Annotated in this window: 17 protein-coding genes; all 17 read right to left on the bottom strand. The window is 33.7% G+C overall.

Annotated features, from left to right (window positions below):
- Positions 1-9: 9 nt before the first annotated feature.
- Positions 10-1161, bottom strand: coding sequence for a glycosyltransferase (locus ESZ48_RS13250; RefSeq protein WP_129017986.1), 1152 nt, complete (start codon positions 1159-1161; stop codon positions 10-12).
- A gap of 59 nt (positions 1162-1220) precedes the next feature.
- Positions 1221-2210 (bottom strand): glycosyltransferase family 4 protein, encoded by a 990-nt coding sequence (locus ESZ48_RS13245; RefSeq protein WP_129017985.1) that lies wholly within the window; start codon positions 2208-2210, stop codon positions 1221-1223.
- Positions 2207-3475 (bottom strand): hypothetical protein, encoded by a 1269-nt coding sequence (locus ESZ48_RS13240; protein ID WP_129017984.1) that lies wholly within the window; start codon positions 3473-3475, stop codon positions 2207-2209. Before ESZ48_RS13240 ends, ESZ48_RS13245 begins: the two co-directional genes overlap by 4 nt.
- Before the next feature lie 8 nt (positions 3476-3483).
- Entirely contained in the window at positions 3484-4656 is a 1173-nt protein-coding gene (locus tag ESZ48_RS13235; RefSeq protein ID WP_129017983.1) for a glycosyltransferase family 4 protein, read from the bottom strand.
- A 152-nt stretch (positions 4657-4808) separates the two neighbouring features.
- A complete protein-coding gene (locus ESZ48_RS13230) occupies positions 4809-6749 on the bottom strand; it encodes a hypothetical protein (RefSeq protein WP_129017982.1) in 1941 nt (646 codons plus the stop codon).
- Positions 6750-6752: 3 nt separating this feature from the next.
- Entirely contained in the window at positions 6753-7898 is a 1146-nt protein-coding gene (gene rffA, locus ESZ48_RS13225; RefSeq protein WP_129017981.1) for a dTDP-4-amino-4,6-dideoxygalactose transaminase, read from the bottom strand.
- A gap of 25 nt (positions 7899-7923) precedes the next feature.
- Complete coding sequence (locus ESZ48_RS13220) at positions 7924-8796, bottom strand: lysylphosphatidylglycerol synthase transmembrane domain-containing protein (RefSeq protein ID WP_129017980.1); 873 nt, start codon at positions 8794-8796, stop codon at positions 7924-7926.
- Positions 8777-9850 carry a CapA family protein gene (locus tag ESZ48_RS13215; RefSeq protein WP_129017979.1) on the bottom strand — a complete coding sequence of 358 codons (1074 nt, stop codon included), beginning with the start codon at positions 9848-9850 and terminating at the stop codon, positions 8777-8779. The genes ESZ48_RS13220 and ESZ48_RS13215 overlap by 20 nt, the downstream gene beginning before the upstream one ends.
- A 137-nt stretch (positions 9851-9987) precedes the next feature.
- A complete protein-coding gene (locus ESZ48_RS13210; protein ID WP_129017978.1) occupies positions 9988-10692 on the bottom strand; it encodes a formyltransferase family protein in 705 nt (234 codons plus the stop codon).
- Between the two features lie 26 nt (positions 10693-10718).
- On the bottom strand, positions 10719-11903 hold the full coding sequence (locus ESZ48_RS13205; RefSeq protein ID WP_129017977.1) for an ATP-grasp domain-containing protein: 1185 nt from the start codon (positions 11901-11903) through the stop codon (positions 10719-10721).
- Position 11904: 1 nt separating this feature from the next.
- The gene (locus tag ESZ48_RS13200) at positions 11905-12840 is read right to left on the bottom strand and encodes a glycosyltransferase (RefSeq protein ID WP_129017976.1); all 936 of its coding nucleotides are present in this window, start codon (positions 12838-12840) and stop codon (positions 11905-11907) included.
- Between the two features lie 14 nt (positions 12841-12854).
- A complete protein-coding gene (locus ESZ48_RS13195) occupies positions 12855-14105 on the bottom strand; it encodes a glycosyltransferase family protein (RefSeq protein ID WP_129017975.1) in 1251 nt (416 codons plus the stop codon).
- 84 nt (positions 14106-14189) lie between these two features.
- Positions 14190-15380 carry a glycosyltransferase family protein gene (locus ESZ48_RS13190; protein WP_129017974.1) on the bottom strand — a complete coding sequence of 397 codons (1191 nt, stop codon included), beginning with the start codon at positions 15378-15380 and terminating at the stop codon, positions 14190-14192.
- Positions 15381-16355, bottom strand: a complete 975-nt coding sequence (locus tag ESZ48_RS13185; protein WP_129017973.1) for a glycosyltransferase family 2 protein — start codon at positions 16353-16355, stop codon at positions 15381-15383.
- 193 nt (positions 16356-16548) lie between these two features.
- The gene (locus ESZ48_RS13180; protein WP_129017972.1) at positions 16549-17583 is read right to left on the bottom strand and encodes a CgeB family protein; all 1035 of its coding nucleotides are present in this window, start codon (positions 17581-17583) and stop codon (positions 16549-16551) included.
- 144 nt (positions 17584-17727) lie between these two features.
- Positions 17728-18822 (bottom strand): glycosyltransferase family protein, encoded by a 1095-nt coding sequence (locus ESZ48_RS13175; protein WP_129017971.1) that lies wholly within the window; start codon positions 18820-18822, stop codon positions 17728-17730.
- Between the two features lie 87 nt (positions 18823-18909).
- Complete coding sequence (locus ESZ48_RS13170; RefSeq protein WP_129017970.1) at positions 18910-20022, bottom strand: glycosyltransferase family 4 protein; 1113 nt, start codon at positions 20020-20022, stop codon at positions 18910-18912.
- Positions 20023-20024 lie beyond the last annotated feature (2 nt).

Genomic DNA, 20024 nt, shown 5'->3' with positions numbered 1-20024 from the left:
ATTTTTTTTTTAAGCGTTCAAAAATAAGGCTTTATTTTGCTCTAACACTTCCGGATTTTCTACAAATTTTTTCGCATAATTGAAAGCGGAAGCTGACCACACATTATATTCTGCTTCAGACATATCGCAAAACTGTTCAATCGCCTCAATAAACTTCTTATTTCTTTCTAGTGAAATATCAAAACCAAGTTTATTAGATTCCAAGTCAAGCCACGGAGTTTGATCTGAAATGATTACTGGACACCCATTTTGCCAAGATTCCATGATCACGTGCCCAAAATTCTCTCCATAGGTTGGTAAAAATAAGATATGTTCCTCTTTTAAGATCAAAGGTAATTCGCTATTAGGGATTGCACCGAGGTAGTTCACATTTATGTTTTCAGGTAGAGACTTGATCCATTTACCACATTTCTGCCAATACACTTTATCGTCAATAGGTCCAATAATGTTAAACCTAATTTTGGAATTGATTTTAATATTCGATAAGGTGTCAAGTGCCCCTAACAAATTCTTTTTAATGGCAATACGGGAAAGGAAAAATATATTCAACTGATGGATCTGTTTCTCTTTTTCGATAAAACCATATGCTCCAATAGACGATAAATTAGGCGCTAACATAATTTTTATTTCCGGTCCAAAATGATCTTTGATTTCATCGACCTCAGTTTGTGCCGTAGCATGCCACACTACTTTGTTGTGAAGCCCCAAAACTTTGAAGAGCTTCAAAAACAAATTTTTCTTTAACGGCTTGATTGCCAAAGCACCTTTGCCGAGCATTCCCCTCGATGCCAACACACGTCTGATTGGTTGGTTTCTTAAGAGCCAAAAGGGTAAAAGCGTATACTTTATGGAAAACAGAGAGTTAAAATAAACAACGTCGAAAGTATTATTAGAAAAAAGTTCTTCATAAAACTGTTTGTTTTGATGTTCCTCATCCACATACATCACGCGATACCCATCTTTTGGCATCCAAACATTTATATCTTTTGTTTCAAGAGCCAATGGTTCTCCCAAATCAGAATTTGAAGTAACAATAGAGATGTCAAATTCCTTCTTCAACCTACCAACCAAATTTGATACCGATTGGATAGGACCACCAGCCTTATAAGCTGGTAAATACCAATCAATAAATATCCATAATCTCGTTTTTATCTTGCTCATAACGCTGTTACTATTCTATTTTAAGCCTTGGATTAATTCCTGGTGATTCCAAATCATCACTAGACACTTAGTTCTCTATAGATTTTCAAATAGTCTTCTGCCACCGCTTCGGTACTAAAGCGTTTCACATTTCGCAATCCTTTTTGGACCAGACCTTCCCTTAAATCAACATCTTCAATCAATTTTATTACCCCTTCTCTGATTGAAGTAATATCATAAGGATCTACTAACAAAGCTGAATCTGCTGCGACCTCTTTCATAGCCCCTATGTTTGAGGTCAGCACAGGCCTACCCACCGATTGTGCCTCGATTATTGGCATTCCAAATCCCTCATAAGTCGATGCAAAACAAAGCATATCACACGAGTGATATTCGGCTATCACGTCCTCTATTTTTAAATTGAATTTATATGTAAAATCAAGACCAAACGTTTCGGCCAGAACCTCTTGTTCATGTGTAGGTTGGCCAATCAATACCACTTCACAAGGGATATCTTTTAAGCTCTCTAACACCCGATTTAAGTTTTTATTGCGCTTTGCACCCAATAATAGAATCCTTGGTTTTGTTTGATTAAACTGATAATCACTGAATTGAAATAAGAAGTTGACTGGATTGTGCACAACCCTGATTTTATTCTTAGAAAAAGGTATGATTTTTTCTAGTTCCTTTTTTGTAAACTCTGAAATAACCGTAATACGGCTGACAAATAATGCTGGCAACCAAAACCAAAACAGTTTCATGTAAATTCTTTTCAAGAAGTGTCCGTTTACAATGGACTTGACATCATGTACAGTAAGCACGGATTTCTTTCCAGTTACCAAAGCCATATATTGGACATCTCCTGTAATATGGTAAATTCTATTTTCCTCTTTAGTGAAAGATTTTATATTGGACCATAATGTTCTCGGGCTACCCCCTGAAAAATTCATGGTCAAAAAGGAAACGGACTCCCGTAATCCAACAGTTTTTGAAATGTTGCCGAACAGACCTTCAATACTTTTGTAATTGGGATCTGGCTTTCTGAAAATAAAAATGATAGTTTCTGTCATTTTTCAAAACTCCATTTTAAATATTTCTTAACAAACCATAGGAAAAGAAACACAACGATCATCGATTTTATTAGATGGTTCAGAACCACTACTAATTCCGTTTCCGCCTTAATTACCTGCAAAAATATAAGTGGAATAAAAGCAATAAATATAATATTGTATCTGATTTTTCGCCAAAAATACAACCAAATTTTCCCTAGAAAAAAGCCCCAGACAATCATAAATATAATGCCACCAAAATGTGCAAAGTTCCCGTAAGCCTCACCTACAATACTAATGCCCATTGATGCTTCAAGAATTTCTAGCCCCGTAAAAACCCTAAAGTTCTCTCGACCTCCCGCTTGTGTTTTGCTAGGGTTTAAAACTCTTGGTAAAATCGAGGCGAACACGGCATCACTAATAGTTGCCCCATCAAGATATTCTTGATTATTTGGAATATTGTCCATGACAGCACTGATAATCCAACCTTGATTAAGTCTCACATTAGAATCGACCCCATCATTAAGGTCTTCAAGTTCCGTGCTGTCCACGAAGAAAGAATCTACCATTAAACCCACAAATAATTCCAATTTATTCCCTGAATAATTATTCCAAACCTCTGATCTGAAGGTCGATTTTACGGTTTGTAAAGTTGCAGCAAGAAGTCCACCAGCAACAATTGTCAATAAGACTTTAGAGATAGAAGGCTTGTTCTTAAGCGCATAAAACATATAAAAAAATACAGACCATAAAAGAAAATCATGAAAGAGCGCTCTGAAAATTGAAGTAATCAATAAATATATAATTGCAACATAAAATATTTTTTTTAGTTTCTTATTTTCAGAATAATACAAAATAATGGCGCCAACAAATTTAAAATTGGAAAGGATGAAACCTAAAAAACTAAGTGCTCCTGGCAAAACGCCTCCTAAAACATCAAACACGACACCAATAACAAAAATAATTACACCGTAATTTGAATAGTTTTTCAATCGGTCTAATTCCACCTCTATGTTCACTGATTTTCTGATGACAAAAAGTACAACAATTGAAAACAAAGCATATGCAGGTACGACAAAGCCCATATATGTAGATTGTTCTACATACATGTAGTACTTCCAGTGCATCGATGGTGAACGGTATTCTATTAAAGCACCAACAATCCATTGTAAGCCTGCAATAAGTAGCATTAATTCAAGCACAGGCAACCCTTTACCTAAACGCTTAACGAATTTGTAAGCGACATAAATAACGGTGATAAGTCCTATATAAGACCAAAATCCCATATTATTAACTATTTATATTGGTCAATATTTAAAAGTTCTTTCTCCAAGGCGTCTACAATATTTAGAAAATTAAAGTTTTGAACGTTCTTATATGCCCGCGCTTTCATTTGGTTTAATTGTATTAATTTCAAATCTTGAATAATATTCACAAGTTCAATGATGTCGTCATGTCTGAAAATAAAGCCATTATGACCATTAGTAACCATATCTTTTGCACACCCAACCTTATCAGAAACTAACACTGGTCTAGAGCTTGCCATGGCCTCATTAACACCTAATCCCCAGGTCTCGCTTTTTGAAGGCAAGCAAAACACATTAGACATGCGATATAGTAATGGCATTTTTGTTTGATTCTGAAATGGTAAAAATTTAATTTCAGTAGTATGTGAACTCATTTCTTTTAGTTTGGTTTCTAAAGGTCCATTCCCTACAATTAAGAGACGGATTTTCGTGTTTTTTTTAATTGCAATTTTGAATGCTTCGATTAAAAAACCGACTTGTTTTACCATTTCCAATTTACCAGCATAGACAATAAGAATGTTGTCACTTTCATAGCCTAGCTCCTCTCTCCATTCCTCAGCTCTAATATCATACTTTTTATGAGTGTCATCATCAAATCGACTATTATCAATTGCGTGTGAAGCTCTAATTAATTGTGATTCTTCTAATCCATGTTTCTTAAAATATGATTTATTTTCTTGACCTACGTAAAAAGCTTTGTCGATATACTTATAAACTTTTTTAAGTACTAAGCGTCTTATTCTGGTTCTTAACCCTCCCGATTCGTTTAAAAGTGTTGAATCTCCTCGAAACCAAACGGGAGTTTTTCCATGGAAATAACGCATAGCTCCTAAATGACTTTTAAAATTCCATCCAAAGAATAATATGGCATCGGGATGATATTCCGTTAGTTTAGAGATCAACTCTGGACAATCAATGCCAAAGAAGTGATGTGAGCCTGGTTCCTTAGAGACATTGTTAATAAACTCATATTCATATCCATCGAGCAGCGGAATGTCCCATTTAATTTCTCGACCAAAGGTTTTATCCTTTACCGTATCCGATGTTTGAGACCACGTATAGAATACTTTTAATTTCACACGGCCACGTATTGCCAATAGTTTAAACCAAGGTGCATAATATTGAATTGGATGTGTTATAACTATAGCTAATTTTTTCATTTTTAATAAATACCTTCTTTATATTATAAAGTTTACTTTCTTCCGTACTAAGTTATTGGCAAAAGAGATCAAAACGTAAAAGGACAAAATGAATAGAACAATATCTATTGTTAATAAAGAGAATACGTCATGGCAATAATTTACCAAAAAGACTATTTCAACACAATAACTTTGACGTTTGAGTATGGATCTGTGATTATTTTCTCAACTTCTGTCAATAAATATTCAGGTACATCTACATTTGGATTAAAAATAATATAATCTATTTTATAATCATTTATGAAGCTTAATTCTATAGAATTTCGACTTAGACCAGGATTGTTTTTGATTTTATTACTTCCATATTTATACATTGGGGTATTCATTTCCGCAGCCTTTATAGATTGAAATGGGATGTTCTCTTCTCTTATATAAGTAGTTAAGTCTACTTGAAAATAACCATTGCCTTTATGATCAAACAAAGAAGAAACCAAGGACAAATTTGATTTGGCTGCAAATTCAGAATTTTCTCTATTTTCAATGTTTTTATAAAAACCACCTATTTTGTTGTTAATTTCAAGTTGTGACACTTGTTTTAAAAATGATTTACTGAAATTAAATGTCCCTACAAATCGGGAACCTTCTAAGTTGAAAAGCACAAAGATAAAAGAATATAAAAGCTGAAATCCCAGTAAAACAAATACAACTTTACTTAGGAGGGTTTTTATAGTATTTAAGGCATACATTAATCCGACAAACGTCAAAGAAGCTAACATCGGATTAAGCACTATGCTATTAAAAGTTCCTGCTTCCAAATGTGGGACAAATGAGGCAAATAGCAAACTAAATATTTCCATACAAACAGCAACAAAAATAATGACTATGGTATAGCTACTTTTTTTATTTTCATTTCTATTGCGCCATAAATAGACCAAAGAGATAAGAACGAATGGTAGATAGAATAACCAAATGCGTGCCAAGTTAAGTCTAAAAAAATATCTTAATCCTTCAAGTAGATATATCTTTATTATATTCAATGCAGATAAGTCAATTCCTCTACCTCCCACTGTTTTAAATAGAAAAAAATAAAATAATATAATAAAAAATGCAGGAAGGGTTCCTACAATTATGGTGTGTAAGGCTATTGAACCTTTTTCCTTCTGATAGTAATATTGAAAAATACCTAAAACAACCAAAACCACCGAAATTGTAGGCAGGTATAAAATATTAATACAACTTAAAAAGGCTAAGAAATAAACTGCAAAGCTCTTATATCCTTTTCTATAAAATATAAAAAAGCATACAAAACATATATAGAACATATAATTCCTTGGATAATTTATAATATTATCTTGCAAACCGCCTAATAAAAAAGGTAATTTACCCATTGAGAATGGAATTAATAGTGAGGCTACTAATAATAATAAATTTCTATATATTGAAGTTATCTTTAATAACGAACGTCCTAACACATAAAAAGCCAGGGCTGCCAATGCGCAAACAAATGGCGTGAAAACATATATAAAAACGAATACGCCACTATTTAAAGAAGTGTTCAAAAACAAAGCCTGTGTCCAAATCTCAAAATAATGGTATGGAATGGGATTGGCACTATAAAATAATGTTTCGGAAGCAAAATAATTGTACCAGCTATTTGATTTTTCTATTCCATATATATTTAACGATTCAGCGACATCGGAATAAAAGCCAAAATCACCCCATCCCAGTTTCACTATGTCTGGATTAAAGTAATCATGTCTAAATAATTGAACTCCAAGAAAGACCAATGAAAACCCAAAAAACAGTCCAATAGTTTTAAAATCTGTTTTATTTATTTTTTTATACCATAAGAAATCAGGTTTTAATTTTGAATACAAATACTGACTCAATAAAAGCAGAACAAAAAGCACCATTATTGTTTTTCCTGAAGTTATAAAAATGGCATAAAAACAAATTGATAAAATGAAACCTAAAGTGATTTCTAAAAAAGAACCTAAAAAATCATCGTTAAAAAATTGGCGTAAACTACCATATATAAATTTTCCTATTAAAAGGAAGAAAAGCAAATATATGGGTAGTGTTAAAATGTCAAATACTATTTTTGAGAACTCCACGAATTAAGCATTATAAAAATTAATGATCAATTGACTAACCTGTTCTACATCTTCTACATTGAGATCACAAAACAACGGTAATCTTAATAATGTAGCTTCGTATCTATCTGTATTTGGCAAGGTAAAAATCTGATGGTTCTCCAAATAATATTCAGACTTATTCAAAGCCAAATAGTGAAAAACGGCACTAATGCTATTTAATTTTAAATGTTTTATTAAAGCGGTACGTTCTTCTAAATCTTTACACAGTACATAAAACATATGACCATTTCTCGACGCAAATTCTGGTATTTTGGACAACTTTAATACCCCTTTAGCTTCTAAAGGCTTTAAATTGGTGTAATACGTTTTCCAAATTGCTTTGCGTTTGCTTTGAATGTGTTCAAGAGCTTCCAATTGCGCCCATAAAAAAGCGGCGGTAATTTCGCTGGGTAGGAAGCTACTACCTGTATCTACCCAGCCGTATTTATTAATCTCTCCTCTAAAAAACTCAGCACGATTGGTCCCTTTTTCCCATATAACCTCAGCTCTTGCCACAAAGCGGTCGTCGTTGATCCCTAAAAAGCCACCTTCACCACATTGAATATTCTTGGTTTCGTGAAACGAAAACGCACTTAAGTGGCCAATACTTCCCAATGCCCTTGTTACACCATCTTTTCCGGTGTAAAAACTGTCAATGGCTTGAGCAGCATCTTCCACAACAAATATGTTATGTTTGTTGGCAATGGACATAATAATATCCATATCACAGGCAACTCCAGCATAATGGACAGGAACAATAGCTTTGGTCTTAGATGTGATCAACGCTTCCAAACTTTGCTCATCAATACCTGGATGGTCACTACGACTATCGGCAAAGACAATTTTAGCGCCTTGGCGCACAAACGCTAAGGCCGTTGACACAAAAGTATAGGACGGTACAATAACCTCATCTCCGGGCTTAATATCCAACAACAACGCACACATTTCTAAAGCATCAGTGCAGCTAGTAGTTAACAGTGCTTTTTTCACCCCTAACTTCTCTTGAAAATAGGCTTGACAGAGTTTTGTGTATTTTCCGTTCCCACTGATATGACCTGTACTGACGGCATCATAAATAAAGTGAACTTCCTTACCAGTGATATAAGGCTTATTAAAAGGTATACTCATAAAAATAAAATTTTATTATTGTGAATTATTTGTCTTTCAGATAGATGACATAGCCAACTAGTCCGACAATAATTTTAGTAAAATACATTAATAATGAAATGGTAATAGCAATAGAGGCATCTACACCGTAGAGTGTTAGAAGTCCTGAAAAAACACCTTCTCTAACTCCTAAGCCTCCTAACGAGATTGGTAACACAGTACCGATGTAAACGATTGGCATAATAAAAATATAAGAAACAAATGGGATGTCTAATCCTAAAAAATTAGAGAATAAATAAGCAATTAATATGTCTCCCATCTGGGCCAATAAAATTACCAAGACCGTTTTAAATGCGAATAGATTTGTAACCTTTAGTTTAAATCTATTTAATACTAAAGTCAGGATTGGAAGCATTAAAATAAGAACAAAAGGCGAGGCTTTTAAAATCACGTTGGGCACATAAGATTGTAAATTGAAACCTGATGGGAAATTTTGAAAGAAAAAACTGATGCTTAATAGGACTAATAAACCGTACAGGCCAGTAAGTCGCTCGCCTAATGTGACAGCAGCTGAATTCTTATAATTGACGCCATGATTGGAAACCAATTTCTTTATTCTTACCGCATCTCCACCAATGGCCCCTGGAAGAAAAATATTGAAAAACATACCAATCAAATAATACTTAAAAATAACTATCGAATTAATTGATTTTTTTAGAAAATAAAGCACAATTAAATGATATCTGTAAGACATTATAAAAAGAGACACACAAGTTATTAGGCATGCAATAAAGATATAAATGAATACCGTCTTATCTAAATTGAGAAGAACCGAAATATCCAGCTTTAAGAAAAGAAAAATCAATAAAGAAAATGAAAATATAATCTTTAAAATTAATTTAATGTTTATATTTTTCATAAATTATATCAGGATTAATCTTTTCTTCTTTTCCATACTTCACTATAAAAACAAAACGTCGATATAACCAATTTAAAAAAAGTCTTTTATTTTTAATCTTATAGAAGTTTTTACTTAGCATATTAAGGTATTCAACTCTGAGTCGCTTTCGCGAAGCATTAACATCTTCAATAGTTGAACTTATAATTTCGCTTTTAAATTCGACATCAATCTTGTCCTTAGTTACAGCTGGGCATCCCTCTTCATTTAAATAACATGAAGTTTGCTTCCAATCCATTAATGCGTCCTTGTCTATAGATAAATTTAATATAGTTGAAATTCTTGCTCGTTTCTGCCAATAATCTGAAACAAAATTACCCAAACTAAAAAAAACAGGAATGTTCTTAAATAAATATGCTGGCTGTAAAACATGAGGATGATGTCCTACTATAGCATCAACACCTAATTTGGATAAATCATTTAAAATTTCTAGCTGTTTCTCACTAGGATGATCAACAAATTCATTACCCCAATGGACATAGATGACAACTTTATTAACAGATTCTATTTTCAATCGTTCTATTAAATTTTTCCATTCCTCATTTGTGGGATTATAGAAATAAGGCACATCAGGAGTTTTCACCTTAAGATAACTAACACCAATTATCGCTAATTTGAGATTATCATGACTCAAGATGGCATATGGGTGGTTTTTTTTTCCAATTACTTTAATAGCAGCTGCTTCTAATGAGTTGACAGTGTTATTAAATGAATCCAGACCATAATCCATACTGTGATTATTTGCTACACTGACCACATTGATGTTGGCTTGTAGCATTACCTCTACAACATTATTGTCACAACACATTGACCAGTTGGAAACGGTTGGTTTTAGAGGGCGATCCTTAATTATGGATTCAAAATTTGCTACATTGAACTGAGCCTGAGAAAAAGAATTTTCAACACCCTGAAATACTTTTTTATAGTTCGTTTTATGATGTAAGCTATCAAAGCCAAAACCGAATTTCACGGGTTGATCTCCAAATATTAAATCTCCAACAAAATTAATTTTCATAATTTAAATTTTTAATTATCAATAAATCTGTTGTTGAAGTGAGAAAATTAATAATATTCTATAGTACTTATTTTAATTGGGTTTTTTAAATTAAAGCACTTTTATTATTGAAAACAGATTTTTCAAAATTAGTAACCTTACATTTTGTGAGGGGTCGACCACTTTTTTAAATTAAAATAGTATGCGAATCGATTTATTAGACGATGTAAAACTAACTTCCTTTTTTTTATGTTATAAAAATACCTACTCTGACTGTTTTTCTTCATATAATTATTCTGAGTAGGCAAATTATAATCAATCATTAGTAACGCTTGAGGAATAAGTTGTGCCGTTAACTCTGATAATCTTCTATGAATCATTATTAGATTCTCCTTTAAGAACAACTTCTGTTTGCCTTGTATGATAATTTCTCCTTGATCAAATTTATCACTTATTGTATGGATAGTTGCTCCATAAAAACCCTCAATATTCGCCCATTGATGTAGATATGCTCTTTTACCTTTATAATCTGGCAATACAGAACCATGACAATTTATAATCGGATATTTAAAATAAATGTTATGTTCAACAGGAATCTTGTAACTCCATCCGCAGCTAATCAAAACATCAGCTTGGAGACTTTTCAACATTTCAATTACTTTCGGGCTTTTAAGCTTTATATCATCAACTATATGAATTTCTATTTTATGTTTTATAGCAAGTTCTACAGCACATCCAGTATCAGTTTCGCACATTAAAACGAATGGTTTCGTTCTTATGATTGGATTATCGATCAATGCAGAAATAACTATCTCTGTTTTTTTTGCATTGGCAGGGCCTAATAGTATCCAATTATTGATCATATTTTTATTCTTTAGATTATTTTATGTTATATTAACATAAACAAGTCATCATTCTTTATAGCTGCCACATTTTTATAATAATTGTCTGCATCAGATTTCAATATCATATAACCAATTAAATCAGAATTATTAGTCATTATATTTGCTTCTTCTCCCTCCCTTTTTGCGTAATTAATATGTTCGATAAATGAATATTTCGACTTTAAAACATTCCGATTGGCGATTTTTGAAATTAGACCCTTTCGATGAGACCCAAAAACAGCGCTACTATAGGTTGTTGGATTCTTATTTGGAGAAAATTCGACCTCCAATCCCATAGTCCATTGAATTAATTTTTCGTTTAAGTCAATTCCATAACTTTTCTTGATAAGATCGACAATACCGTTACCGCCATTTCTTAATCCCATCTCAATGACTGTTAAAATGCCTTCATTTACCATAACATCAAAATTTAAAGGCCCTGACCTATAACCAAGAGTATTACAGATAGCTTCGAGATGCACTCTAATTTGATCAATAACTGTTGGATTAAGGCTGCCCGGAATGGTATGACCCAAAACTAAAGCTCCTTTTAAATGTTTAGTAGTTGTTACAATAAATTCCACTTTGCCGTTCACCATAAAAGCATCCCCTCCAACTTCTTGACCTAGGATAAATTCCTCTATGCACACCCATCCGTTACGGGAATAAGATTTAGCAGAAATAAACGTTGACTCTAAAGTTTCAATTGAATCATTTGCGCTAATGAAATGAATTCCCCTTGAACCTGAAGCATCATCAGGCTTTACAACAAATCTACCGGAAGAATTTTGAATATATTCTAAATACAATTTAACATCTTTACATTTTATAAAATCAGGAGATTCAATTTGATTATCCTTTTGGAATTTTCTAAAATTTGTTTTACTGGATACGATATCTGCGGCGAAAAATGTAGGCCCAATTAACTGATATTTATCCACCAATTTTCCAATAGTAGGGAGCGCCACATCAGAACCCGTAGTCATTATGGCTTTAATGTCCTTTTTCTCTACAAGTGCGGATAGCTTATCGTAATCTGTAATATCTATATCTACAACCTCATCACAGAATTCAAGTCCGGGATAATTGCCTTTGTAAGTCGCCACAATTATCCAATAGCCAAATTCCTTAGCTCTTTTAATGAGATTAACCTGAAAAATTCCAGCTCCTAATATTAGTATTTTTTCCATTCTATTTATATAGAGAATCTAAACCCGGTTTTTGTTGTTCCTTTACAATTCTAATTAAGTATTCTCCAATGATTCCCAAAGCCAATAAATTCAATCCTCCAAATAGGCTTATTAAAGATACAATAGAGGCGTAACCAGGAAAATTGATATCAAAAAATAATTTTCTGATCAATACAGTTATTATGAATAAGATGGAGCATATAAAACCAAAAGCGCCTACATAGCCTAAAAGTTTTAAAGGGAGCGAGGAATAATGTAGAATGTTATTTAAAGTCAGACTCATCAATTGCTTCAGAGAATAACCACTTTTACCAAACTGTCGGTCATTATGCTTCACTTCGATATTCTCAATGTTATGGGTTGCTCTAATTATAAGACTAGAAACGGCTGGAGAAGAATTATAATTATTAACAATAACATTTACCAAATCATTGCGCATAATTCTAAATGGTGATTTTTTTAAACCTGCTGGTTTGCTCAAGAACATGACGTCAGCTTTGTTAATAACGTAACTCCCAAAATTTCGCCATGGAGAGTGTTTTTTGTCTCCTGAAAAAGGAATAGCGAATACAGCATCTGGTCCATTTTTTTCAGCTATCCTTGAAATTAACTTTGGAATTTCACTAACAGGGTGTTGCAGATCATCATCCATTGTAATAACAAATTCTCCTTTGGCTTTGGATAATCCGACTAACAAGGCCATGTGTTGTCCTTGATTCTTACGTAACGTAATTACATGTACAAAGTCAAAAAGCAAATCGAGTGTCTCTAAGGTTTTATTGGTGTCTAAGAAAAATGGGCTGTCGTTAACAAAAATGAGTTCAAATTTAATGTCTATTTCATTTCCGAGAACACCAATTTGTTGGGTCAAAAGTTCCAAACTTTTAGTGCTTTTATATACGGGTACTACTATTGAAACGTCGATTGTGTTTTGCATAATTTTTAATGAACTTAATTTTTAATTTCTAGAGCTTTATCCATCGCCTCAGCCAATACTTTTGCAGATTGAATACAGGTATAGGCGCCCAAATGCTCCAAATTAAGATCCCATTGCACTTCGTGTTGAAAATTGATTAGGATGGATCTTAATTTTTTCACAATCACTTCTTTGGAGTCTCCATCATTATAAGGCATTAAAAACGCGTCAGCATTAGCCTCTCTAATCACATCAACCGCAGAACTTTCAGCGTGCAACATTGAGAATAAAGGGCGTTTACTCAACAAACATTGGAATGTTTTAGAAGCGGTATAGTGGATTTCTGTACTGCCAAAAAGCATGACCCGATCCGCTTTAGACAAGAAATTAAGGATATGCAAAAACGGGAACCGTTGGCGATGTTCAATGACAATATCCTCCAATCCATAATCTTTGGCATAGGCGGTAATACGCTTAGCCGGATAAGATCCGGTACCCACAAAATACAATCGCACTGCGGCGTCCCATTTTCCATCTGCCCTTAAGGCAGCTACGGATTCAAAAAAAGACTGCACAAAAAGATGCGAGTTAGGCAAAAATGCACCGGCATACAACCACGGCTTACAATCAGGCTGATCGTCCCAAGGCATTTTTAAGCCTTCCAACTCAATCTCATGATCATTAGGATCAAACCCATAGGGCATTCCTGCATGAACTGGAGGTGTTTTAAAATTTCGATCGATGACGGGCTGGTAATAGGGCGTTGACACCCCAGTAATCAAAGCGGCCTTTTTAACCGCATAAGGTTCTAAAGTTCTTGCCACAGCTTGGCTTAGCTTCGCTCTAAAATCACTCTGATTGGTAATATCACGTACCCATGGATCTATATAATCAATACCATAAGGAATTCCGGTTTTGTCATGAACTATCCGTCCCAATAGCGCTGTATAGAACGATGGTATTGGAATCCAAATAAAATCAATCTGTCGTTCTCTACACAGCCGCAATGCTTCCTTTTTTAAAAATGGAAAGGCCCGCAACCCAATATCACCTATCAATCTAGGTTTGGTCACGTTATAGGCTTTGGTATAAACCACTTCAATATCCTTAGAAACTGTTTTACCTATGAGCGGATCAGGTGTTTCTTCATAATATTTAGAATCGACCGTGAGCAATAGCGGATGCCACCCAAATTGTTTTAGATAGTTGCCCATTAAACGTGGACGCTGAACACTAGCTAAATTCGCTGGCACCCAATGTGGATGAATTATCAATACAGTTTTCATATGCTTATATGTAATACATTCTATTTTCAAAAATTAAACTCTATATAGCCAATCCTCAGGCGTCTAAAAACTTACTAAAGAAAATTATGCAAGAAGCCTCTTTAATTTAAGTTGTTCATTTTCCCAAGCAAATAATTTTGCCTTGTTCCATCTATGCTTTTTTCTTTCTATTGCAATTTGTTTCTCATCAATTTCCACTAAAGATTCAATTAAAGTTTTACTTATAATAACACCTGATTCATAGTCTAGGGAATTCATAAATTGCGTTTGCCCAAACGTATCTGTTGCTACAATGTATAGACCAGCTTGGGCATACGCTAAAAACTTATTTGTCAGACAGATGTCCCTATTAAGATCGGCCTTTACATTTTCAAGAGCTAGACCAATATCCATACGACTTAGAAATTCATGCAACGCCTCTTGCTGCATAATATCATGAAATATGACATTCTCGTCAAAACTGAATGTCTTTAAATAGTCCTTATTTTTGTTACCTATAAGGTGAAATTCGATGTGTTCATAACTCTTTGCCGCATCAAACACCTGTTCCAAGCCTCGATTGGGGCCAATATGCTGAGAAAACCAAACGGCTTTGATACGCTCTGAAGAGTTTTCTTTGGGTTCCACAAAATCAGTGGCATGGAATGCATTAATAATGGTTTCCTGTTTGGTTCCATCGGGAACTTTGAAATGTTTTTCACATTCCAATTGAATTCCTTTTGAAGCATAAGTAATGGCCTGTGCCTTGGCAAAACTTTCTGCCATGAGGTGCATTCTGTTCTGTTTTTCCAAATGCTCATTAAAATAAAGCGCCTCTCCTGGATAATAATCTTCTATATCTAACTGCAATGCGATTCCCTTCTGTTCTGATAGCTTTACGGCGGCGTAAAAAGCACCTAAATTATGTGCCACTATCCTAGAATAGTTTGTTTTTTCCGATAACATTTGAGCCGTGTCCGATAGCTGTAAAGCTTTGTCATTGTTGGCAAAAGCACAAATTTTAAAATTTTGAGGTGCTTTACTGTTATACAAGATGGCTGCTTTATGGGCAAGTTTACTTTTCAGCGTTTGGAACACCGCTTTTTTTCTATCAATTTCGATAAATTGAACGTCAGGATTTCTAGTTATAATAGCTTCTGAAAGTTCCGAGCTCCAATCGTGATGCTTAAAACACAGGACATGACAATCATAATCGCTTTTTAAAGCTTCAAATTCTTTTACCAATCTTGGGTTAGAAGCCAAACTTGACGTTGTGATAAATAGAATTTTATTCATTTAGGATTTTATGTATTTATGAGCAAAAACAGAGAACGCCTTTGCAGCTCGCCAGCCAAATAAGTGTTTTATACTTTCAATCAATTTTCCTCCCAACACGGGCATATAGGCGCTGCCTCCAAAGTACTTTACATTTTGAATAGCCGTCTTATAGATGGCAAGATGCTTAGGATAGGCATCTATAGCGATTATTTTATATTGGAGCGCCATGGCATTCTTATAAGCTTTAGTGTCTTTAAAACTACTTAGTTGCTCGGCTTTAGAGTTGAGAGACTCGAATTGACTAGAAATATGCTTTTCGGTCTTTCCACTACTAATGCTGCCTGCATTTCTGTGTTTTCTATAATAACACAACACACCTTCCGCAAAACAAATGCCTTGTGAGGCCATAGCTACTCTGCAGAAAAACTCGCCATCTTGGTCTTTCACTAATTCTTCATTCCAAAACCCTGCTTTGTCCATCACTGATTTTGGCGTTAACCAGGCATGCTGTGCAACCATATTATGGTTTATGCCATCACCGCCATAAAGATTTAATAAAAAATCCCCAGGAGTATCTGTTGTGTCTAAAAACGAAGCATCCGTAATAACTCCTTCATCAATGGTTTCATAAAAATGCCGAGTACTGCATATCGCAACCTTTGTAGGTTCGTTTTCCAGTAAGGTCACTTGTGCTTTAATCTTATCATGATCCAATACATCATCCGCATCTAAAAATTGAATGTAATCACCTTTAGCCAAACGCAAGCCGTGGTTACGTGCGGCGCAGGCTCCTTTTTTAGGATTTTTAGCAAGTTTAAGATTTGGCTGATTAAGATTCGCAATCCATTCAAACGACCCATCTGTTGAACCGTCATCAACTATGATGACTTCCAAATTTTTATGAGTCTGATTGAATACGCAGTCTAATGTCTCTTTGATAAATTTTAAACTGTTATAATTTGGGATGATGATGGAAACTAATTTTGAATGCATTTTATTTTTTTTCCTAAAACATTGATCTCAACAACTTGAGTGTTGGGAATCAATGATTTTCTAATTCTACAGTCAGGTCAGGCATTCTTTGTTCTCAAGGGATGCTGAATTGTTAATTAAATTTGATACAGATTTATAGAACATATTTTCGAGTATTTTGAAACCATTTCCTGATTTAATACAATGCTTAATTTCAATTTAATATTATTTTTAAAAGGTCCCCAAGTATGGATTCATAATCAAAACCACTTGAATCAACTTTCTGCTTCCCTTTGTTTATAAGTTCTTCAAGCTCGTCAGAATTATTTAGATAATATTCAATTTTTTCCACTAAATCATCAGCGTCGTCATAAAAAATAACTTCATCATCATTATAAAAAGACGTTAGTTCGCTATTTTTCTCGGTAAGTAATGCTGTTCCGCAGGCAGGAATTTCAAAGGTTCGGGTGGTGTGATATTCAGGGAATCTTTTAGAAAGTAAGCCCAAGGCGAATTTTGAAGAAGATATTAATTTACTATAGTCTTCATCATAAACTAATTCTCCCAAGAAGTTAAGATTATCAAAATGCCCATTTCGTTCAACAAATAATTCCCATTTTTTGCCAACGATAGTTAAATGAATTCCAGCCGTTAACAATTTCTCTGCAATTTCAAATCTGTGAGGTTCCGCCAAACCGATAAATACGACAGAATTGGTTTTATCGTGATATTGATGAAATGGTTTATGAATAATTTTCGAAAAACCTTGAGTAACAAATAATAATTTTCCCTCAGGTATTCTTTTTAAATACTTATCTATTTCGGCGGTTTTTGTAGTAATACAATAGTCATAGTATTTTATAGTCTTTTCAAAAAACCGGGATTCGTTTTCATAAAATGCCATATCAGGGGTATAATGCACGATTTTTCCAGCTTTACGCTTCAACTCTTTTAAAATTATTGGCTTTATATAAACACCTTTATCTACCCAAATCAAATCAAATCTTTCGCCCTTTACATTAGCCTGAATATAATCGTTAACGGCCAATATTAGCGGCCCCATCTTATAGCGGAAACCAAAAGATCTTAGGAGTTTATTTGTTTTTAGAAAGGGAATATGAGTATCAATAATCTCAACGGTCTTAGGGTTTAATAGAGCGATCAATTGATTAGCACGCATTTTACTGGTCGTGCCTTCCGAATATTGTCCTATATATAAAAACGAGTTAATTTCCTTTGCTTTAAACATCTTGTTCAAGATATGCTCAATCTTTAAAAGTATAATTAAAAAAAATGATTCTTATGACTGAAGAGTTAGATGACATATCTTTGTTCAATTTCTATTATTATTGATAAAAACTATATTTCCGCATTAAATAAAATCTTGAGATTTCTATAATGATTTTCGCTCGGTTGCAGCCTCTAAATCAAAATCGCTGTACATTTGCGCCGCTAATGGTTCATATACCGTTTCACAATAATACGGACTTTCTTTATACGTTAGTTTATCTTTGTCCAGTGCGTTTTGAAAATTGAATCTGTAAAGATTTTCAAAATCCACCATTAACATTTTCGGATACGAACTTCTAATTTCATAATCTTTTGATGTAACAAGTTTGTCAGAACACCACACATCTAAATCCAAAGCTAAATATTCGAAAATTTTATTTGGCGCATTGTACGTGAAATTGAGAGAATTACCTTTATAAAGCACTAAACCTACATCATATAAACCTTTTAAATTAGGGATCTCATCATAATTAAGACTTCCTTTAAAAGTTACATTATCATAGGATGTCAATTTTTCGATAATAATTCTGTCTCTTAAGTGCGAATAGAAGGTGATTTCGAATTTTTCATGATTACCGTATTGCTTCAAAACTTCATTTAGGTACATGGTCTCAAAAGATAGGGAACCAATATGAAGAAGTTTTATTTTACTTTTATCCCTTTGATTAACATTAACTATTTTGGATTGGTCAATCCACTTTTTTGGTGGATAATTTGGCAATATCCTATGCTTTACACGATCAAAATTCAAATGATATTGATCAATAAAAATCTTCATCCTGTACCTATTGGTCTCTGAAATCCATTTTGCTTTGGCATATAAATACCTTTTCTCCAATCTGTTTAAAAAATTATGTAAAGGTCTGCCTTTTTTTAATTGTTCAATGGTAAACAATTCATGATAATGAATGTACAAATTGATTTTCTTATAAAATAAACTGTATACAACAAACGGAAAAGACGACAAGGTCTCATAAAAGAAAAGGCTCTGAGGTTTGTACTTAAAAAGCTTCATGATTACCGCACTATATATATATATATACTGAGTAAGCTTTTTAAATGCACTCATCCCTTTTTCAATACCTCGGTATCTTATGATTTGAATATTGGGCAAAGCAACCAGACGCAATCCCGTATTGGGTTTTGTGGTAACAAGTATTATTTCTGTAGTATTATTGGGGTGTACATTATTTGACAAATAAGACGCAAAATTAAGTGCAGGCGGGTACATTTCAATGGGTAGAAAGTGAAAAACAAAGATTCTATTTTTTTTAATTTGGGGCATTTATGCTTGCACTGAATTTGTAATCTCCTTTATTACTCGTTGACCTACAGCATTCCAAGTATTATATTGTACCGCATTTTTACGCGCATTCTTCCGCATTACGCTATAATCAACAGGATTGACAATTAGTTTTTTCATCAAGGATTTCAATTCTTTAGAATCTCTTGGATCGTTTAATAAGTATCCAGTTTGACCGTCAATTAAATATTCTGGAATGGCGAATTTATTTGACGAGATGGCAACGCATCCATAGTAGGCCAACTCATTTATGACTAAAGTATTAGTGTCCTTAATTGTGGGATGAATTAAAGCAAAAGCATTCGCGAAAACATTCATCAAGGCTTTCTTTTCCAATGCATCAGCTTTATTAAAAAAGCCCAGATAATAAACCCCTTCAACAGCTTTGATAGCATCTCCTGGATCTTCTCCCACAATCTGTAAATTTATATCGTCATAGGTCTTTTTTAATTCTTGAAAAGCTTCTACTACAACCTTTCCTCCTTTAGGAATAAATTCTCTTGAGATAAACAAAAAATTAAAGCCTTCTTTGTAAGTATCTGCATCAGGAATGTCGATAAAGCCACCTACGCCCACGTTTACGAAATTGTTACCGTCCATGTTGTAGACTTTTTTAGTCTCGTTCAGAGCCCACTGTGATCTGAAAAACACTTTCTCGGCGTTTTTTAACCAGACGGCTTCTTTTTTATAAATCCTGTCTAAATCCGACTCTTTAAATTCCTCTTTATTATTATAGATGTCCACATAAGTTGCAAAACAGGCGTCATTAAAGCAAAAGTAGGGCTTGTTAGGTTTTATTGCTATCCATTGGGTAAACCCGTGGAAAAAATAAGCATCGAAATCCCCTTCTATAGTTTCAAATTTTTTTCGAACATCATCCAATCTTAATTCTGAAAAATAATGATAATTCCTTTTTAAATACAACTTTCTCAAAAGAACCGAGCCCGCTTTTGACTTCAAATCCGGGCAGGGATATATTAAAAAATAACTAATCTCGTAAACATCCTTTAAATAGTTATAGGTTGCAAAATTAACACCCGAACCGCCACCGCTAGATTCATTTAAACTTGTATTAGTAATGTAAGCGAGTCGCATTT

This window comes from Gelidibacter gilvus (genome assembly GCF_004115975.1).
GTDB classification, from domain to species: Bacteria; Bacteroidota; Bacteroidia; order Flavobacteriales; family Flavobacteriaceae; genus Gelidibacter; species Gelidibacter gilvus.
Note: the sequence above shows the minus strand (reverse complement) of the source record. Positions and strands in the feature narration are given on the sequence as shown.

Bases quoted from the DNA above. Each gene is read 5' to 3' on its own strand.
- ESZ48_RS13240 (WP_129017984.1), bottom strand. From the start codon at position 3,475: ATGGGATTTTGGTCTTATATAGGACTTATCACCGTTATTTATGTCGCT.
- rffA (WP_129017981.1), bottom strand. From the start codon at position 7,898: ATGAGTATACCTTTTAATAAGCCTTATATCACTGGTAAGGAAGTTCAC.
- ESZ48_RS13195 (WP_129017975.1), bottom strand. From the start codon at position 14,105: ATGAAAACTGTATTGATAATTCATCCACATTGGGTGCCAGCGAATTTA.
- ESZ48_RS13200 (WP_129017976.1), bottom strand. From the start codon at position 12,840: ATGCAAAACACAATCGACGTTTCAATAGTAGTACCCGTATATAAAAGC.
- ESZ48_RS13185 (WP_129017973.1), bottom strand. From the start codon at position 16,355: ATGCATTCAAAATTAGTTTCCATCATCATCCCAAATTATAACAGTTTA.
- ESZ48_RS13215 (WP_129017979.1), bottom strand. From the start codon at position 9,850: ATGAAAATTAATTTTGTTGGAGATTTAATATTTGGAGATCAACCCGTG.
- ESZ48_RS13190 (WP_129017974.1), bottom strand. From the start codon at position 15,380: ATGAATAAAATTCTATTTATCACAACGTCAAGTTTGGCTTCTAACCCA.
- ESZ48_RS13220 (WP_129017980.1), bottom strand. From the start codon at position 8,796: ATGAAAAATATAAACATTAAATTAATTTTAAAGATTATATTTTCATTT.
- ESZ48_RS13205 (WP_129017977.1), bottom strand. From the start codon at position 11,903: ATGGAAAAAATACTAATATTAGGAGCTGGAATTTTTCAGGTTAATCTC.
- ESZ48_RS13170 (WP_129017970.1), bottom strand. From the start codon at position 20,022: ATGCGACTCGCTTACATTACTAATACAAGTTTAAATGAATCTAGCGGT.
- ESZ48_RS13235 (WP_129017983.1), bottom strand. From the start codon at position 4,656: ATGAAAAAATTAGCTATAGTTATAACACATCCAATTCAATATTATGCA.
- ESZ48_RS13180 (WP_129017972.1), bottom strand. From the start codon at position 17,583: ATGTTTAAAGCAAAGGAAATTAACTCGTTTTTATATATAGGACAATAT.
- ESZ48_RS13250 (WP_129017986.1), bottom strand. From the start codon at position 1,161: ATGAGCAAGATAAAAACGAGATTATGGATATTTATTGATTGGTATTTA.
- ESZ48_RS13245 (WP_129017985.1), bottom strand. From the start codon at position 2,210: ATGACAGAAACTATCATTTTTATTTTCAGAAAGCCAGATCCCAATTAC.
- ESZ48_RS13210 (WP_129017978.1), bottom strand. From the start codon at position 10,692: ATGATCAATAATTGGATACTATTAGGCCCTGCCAATGCAAAAAAAACA.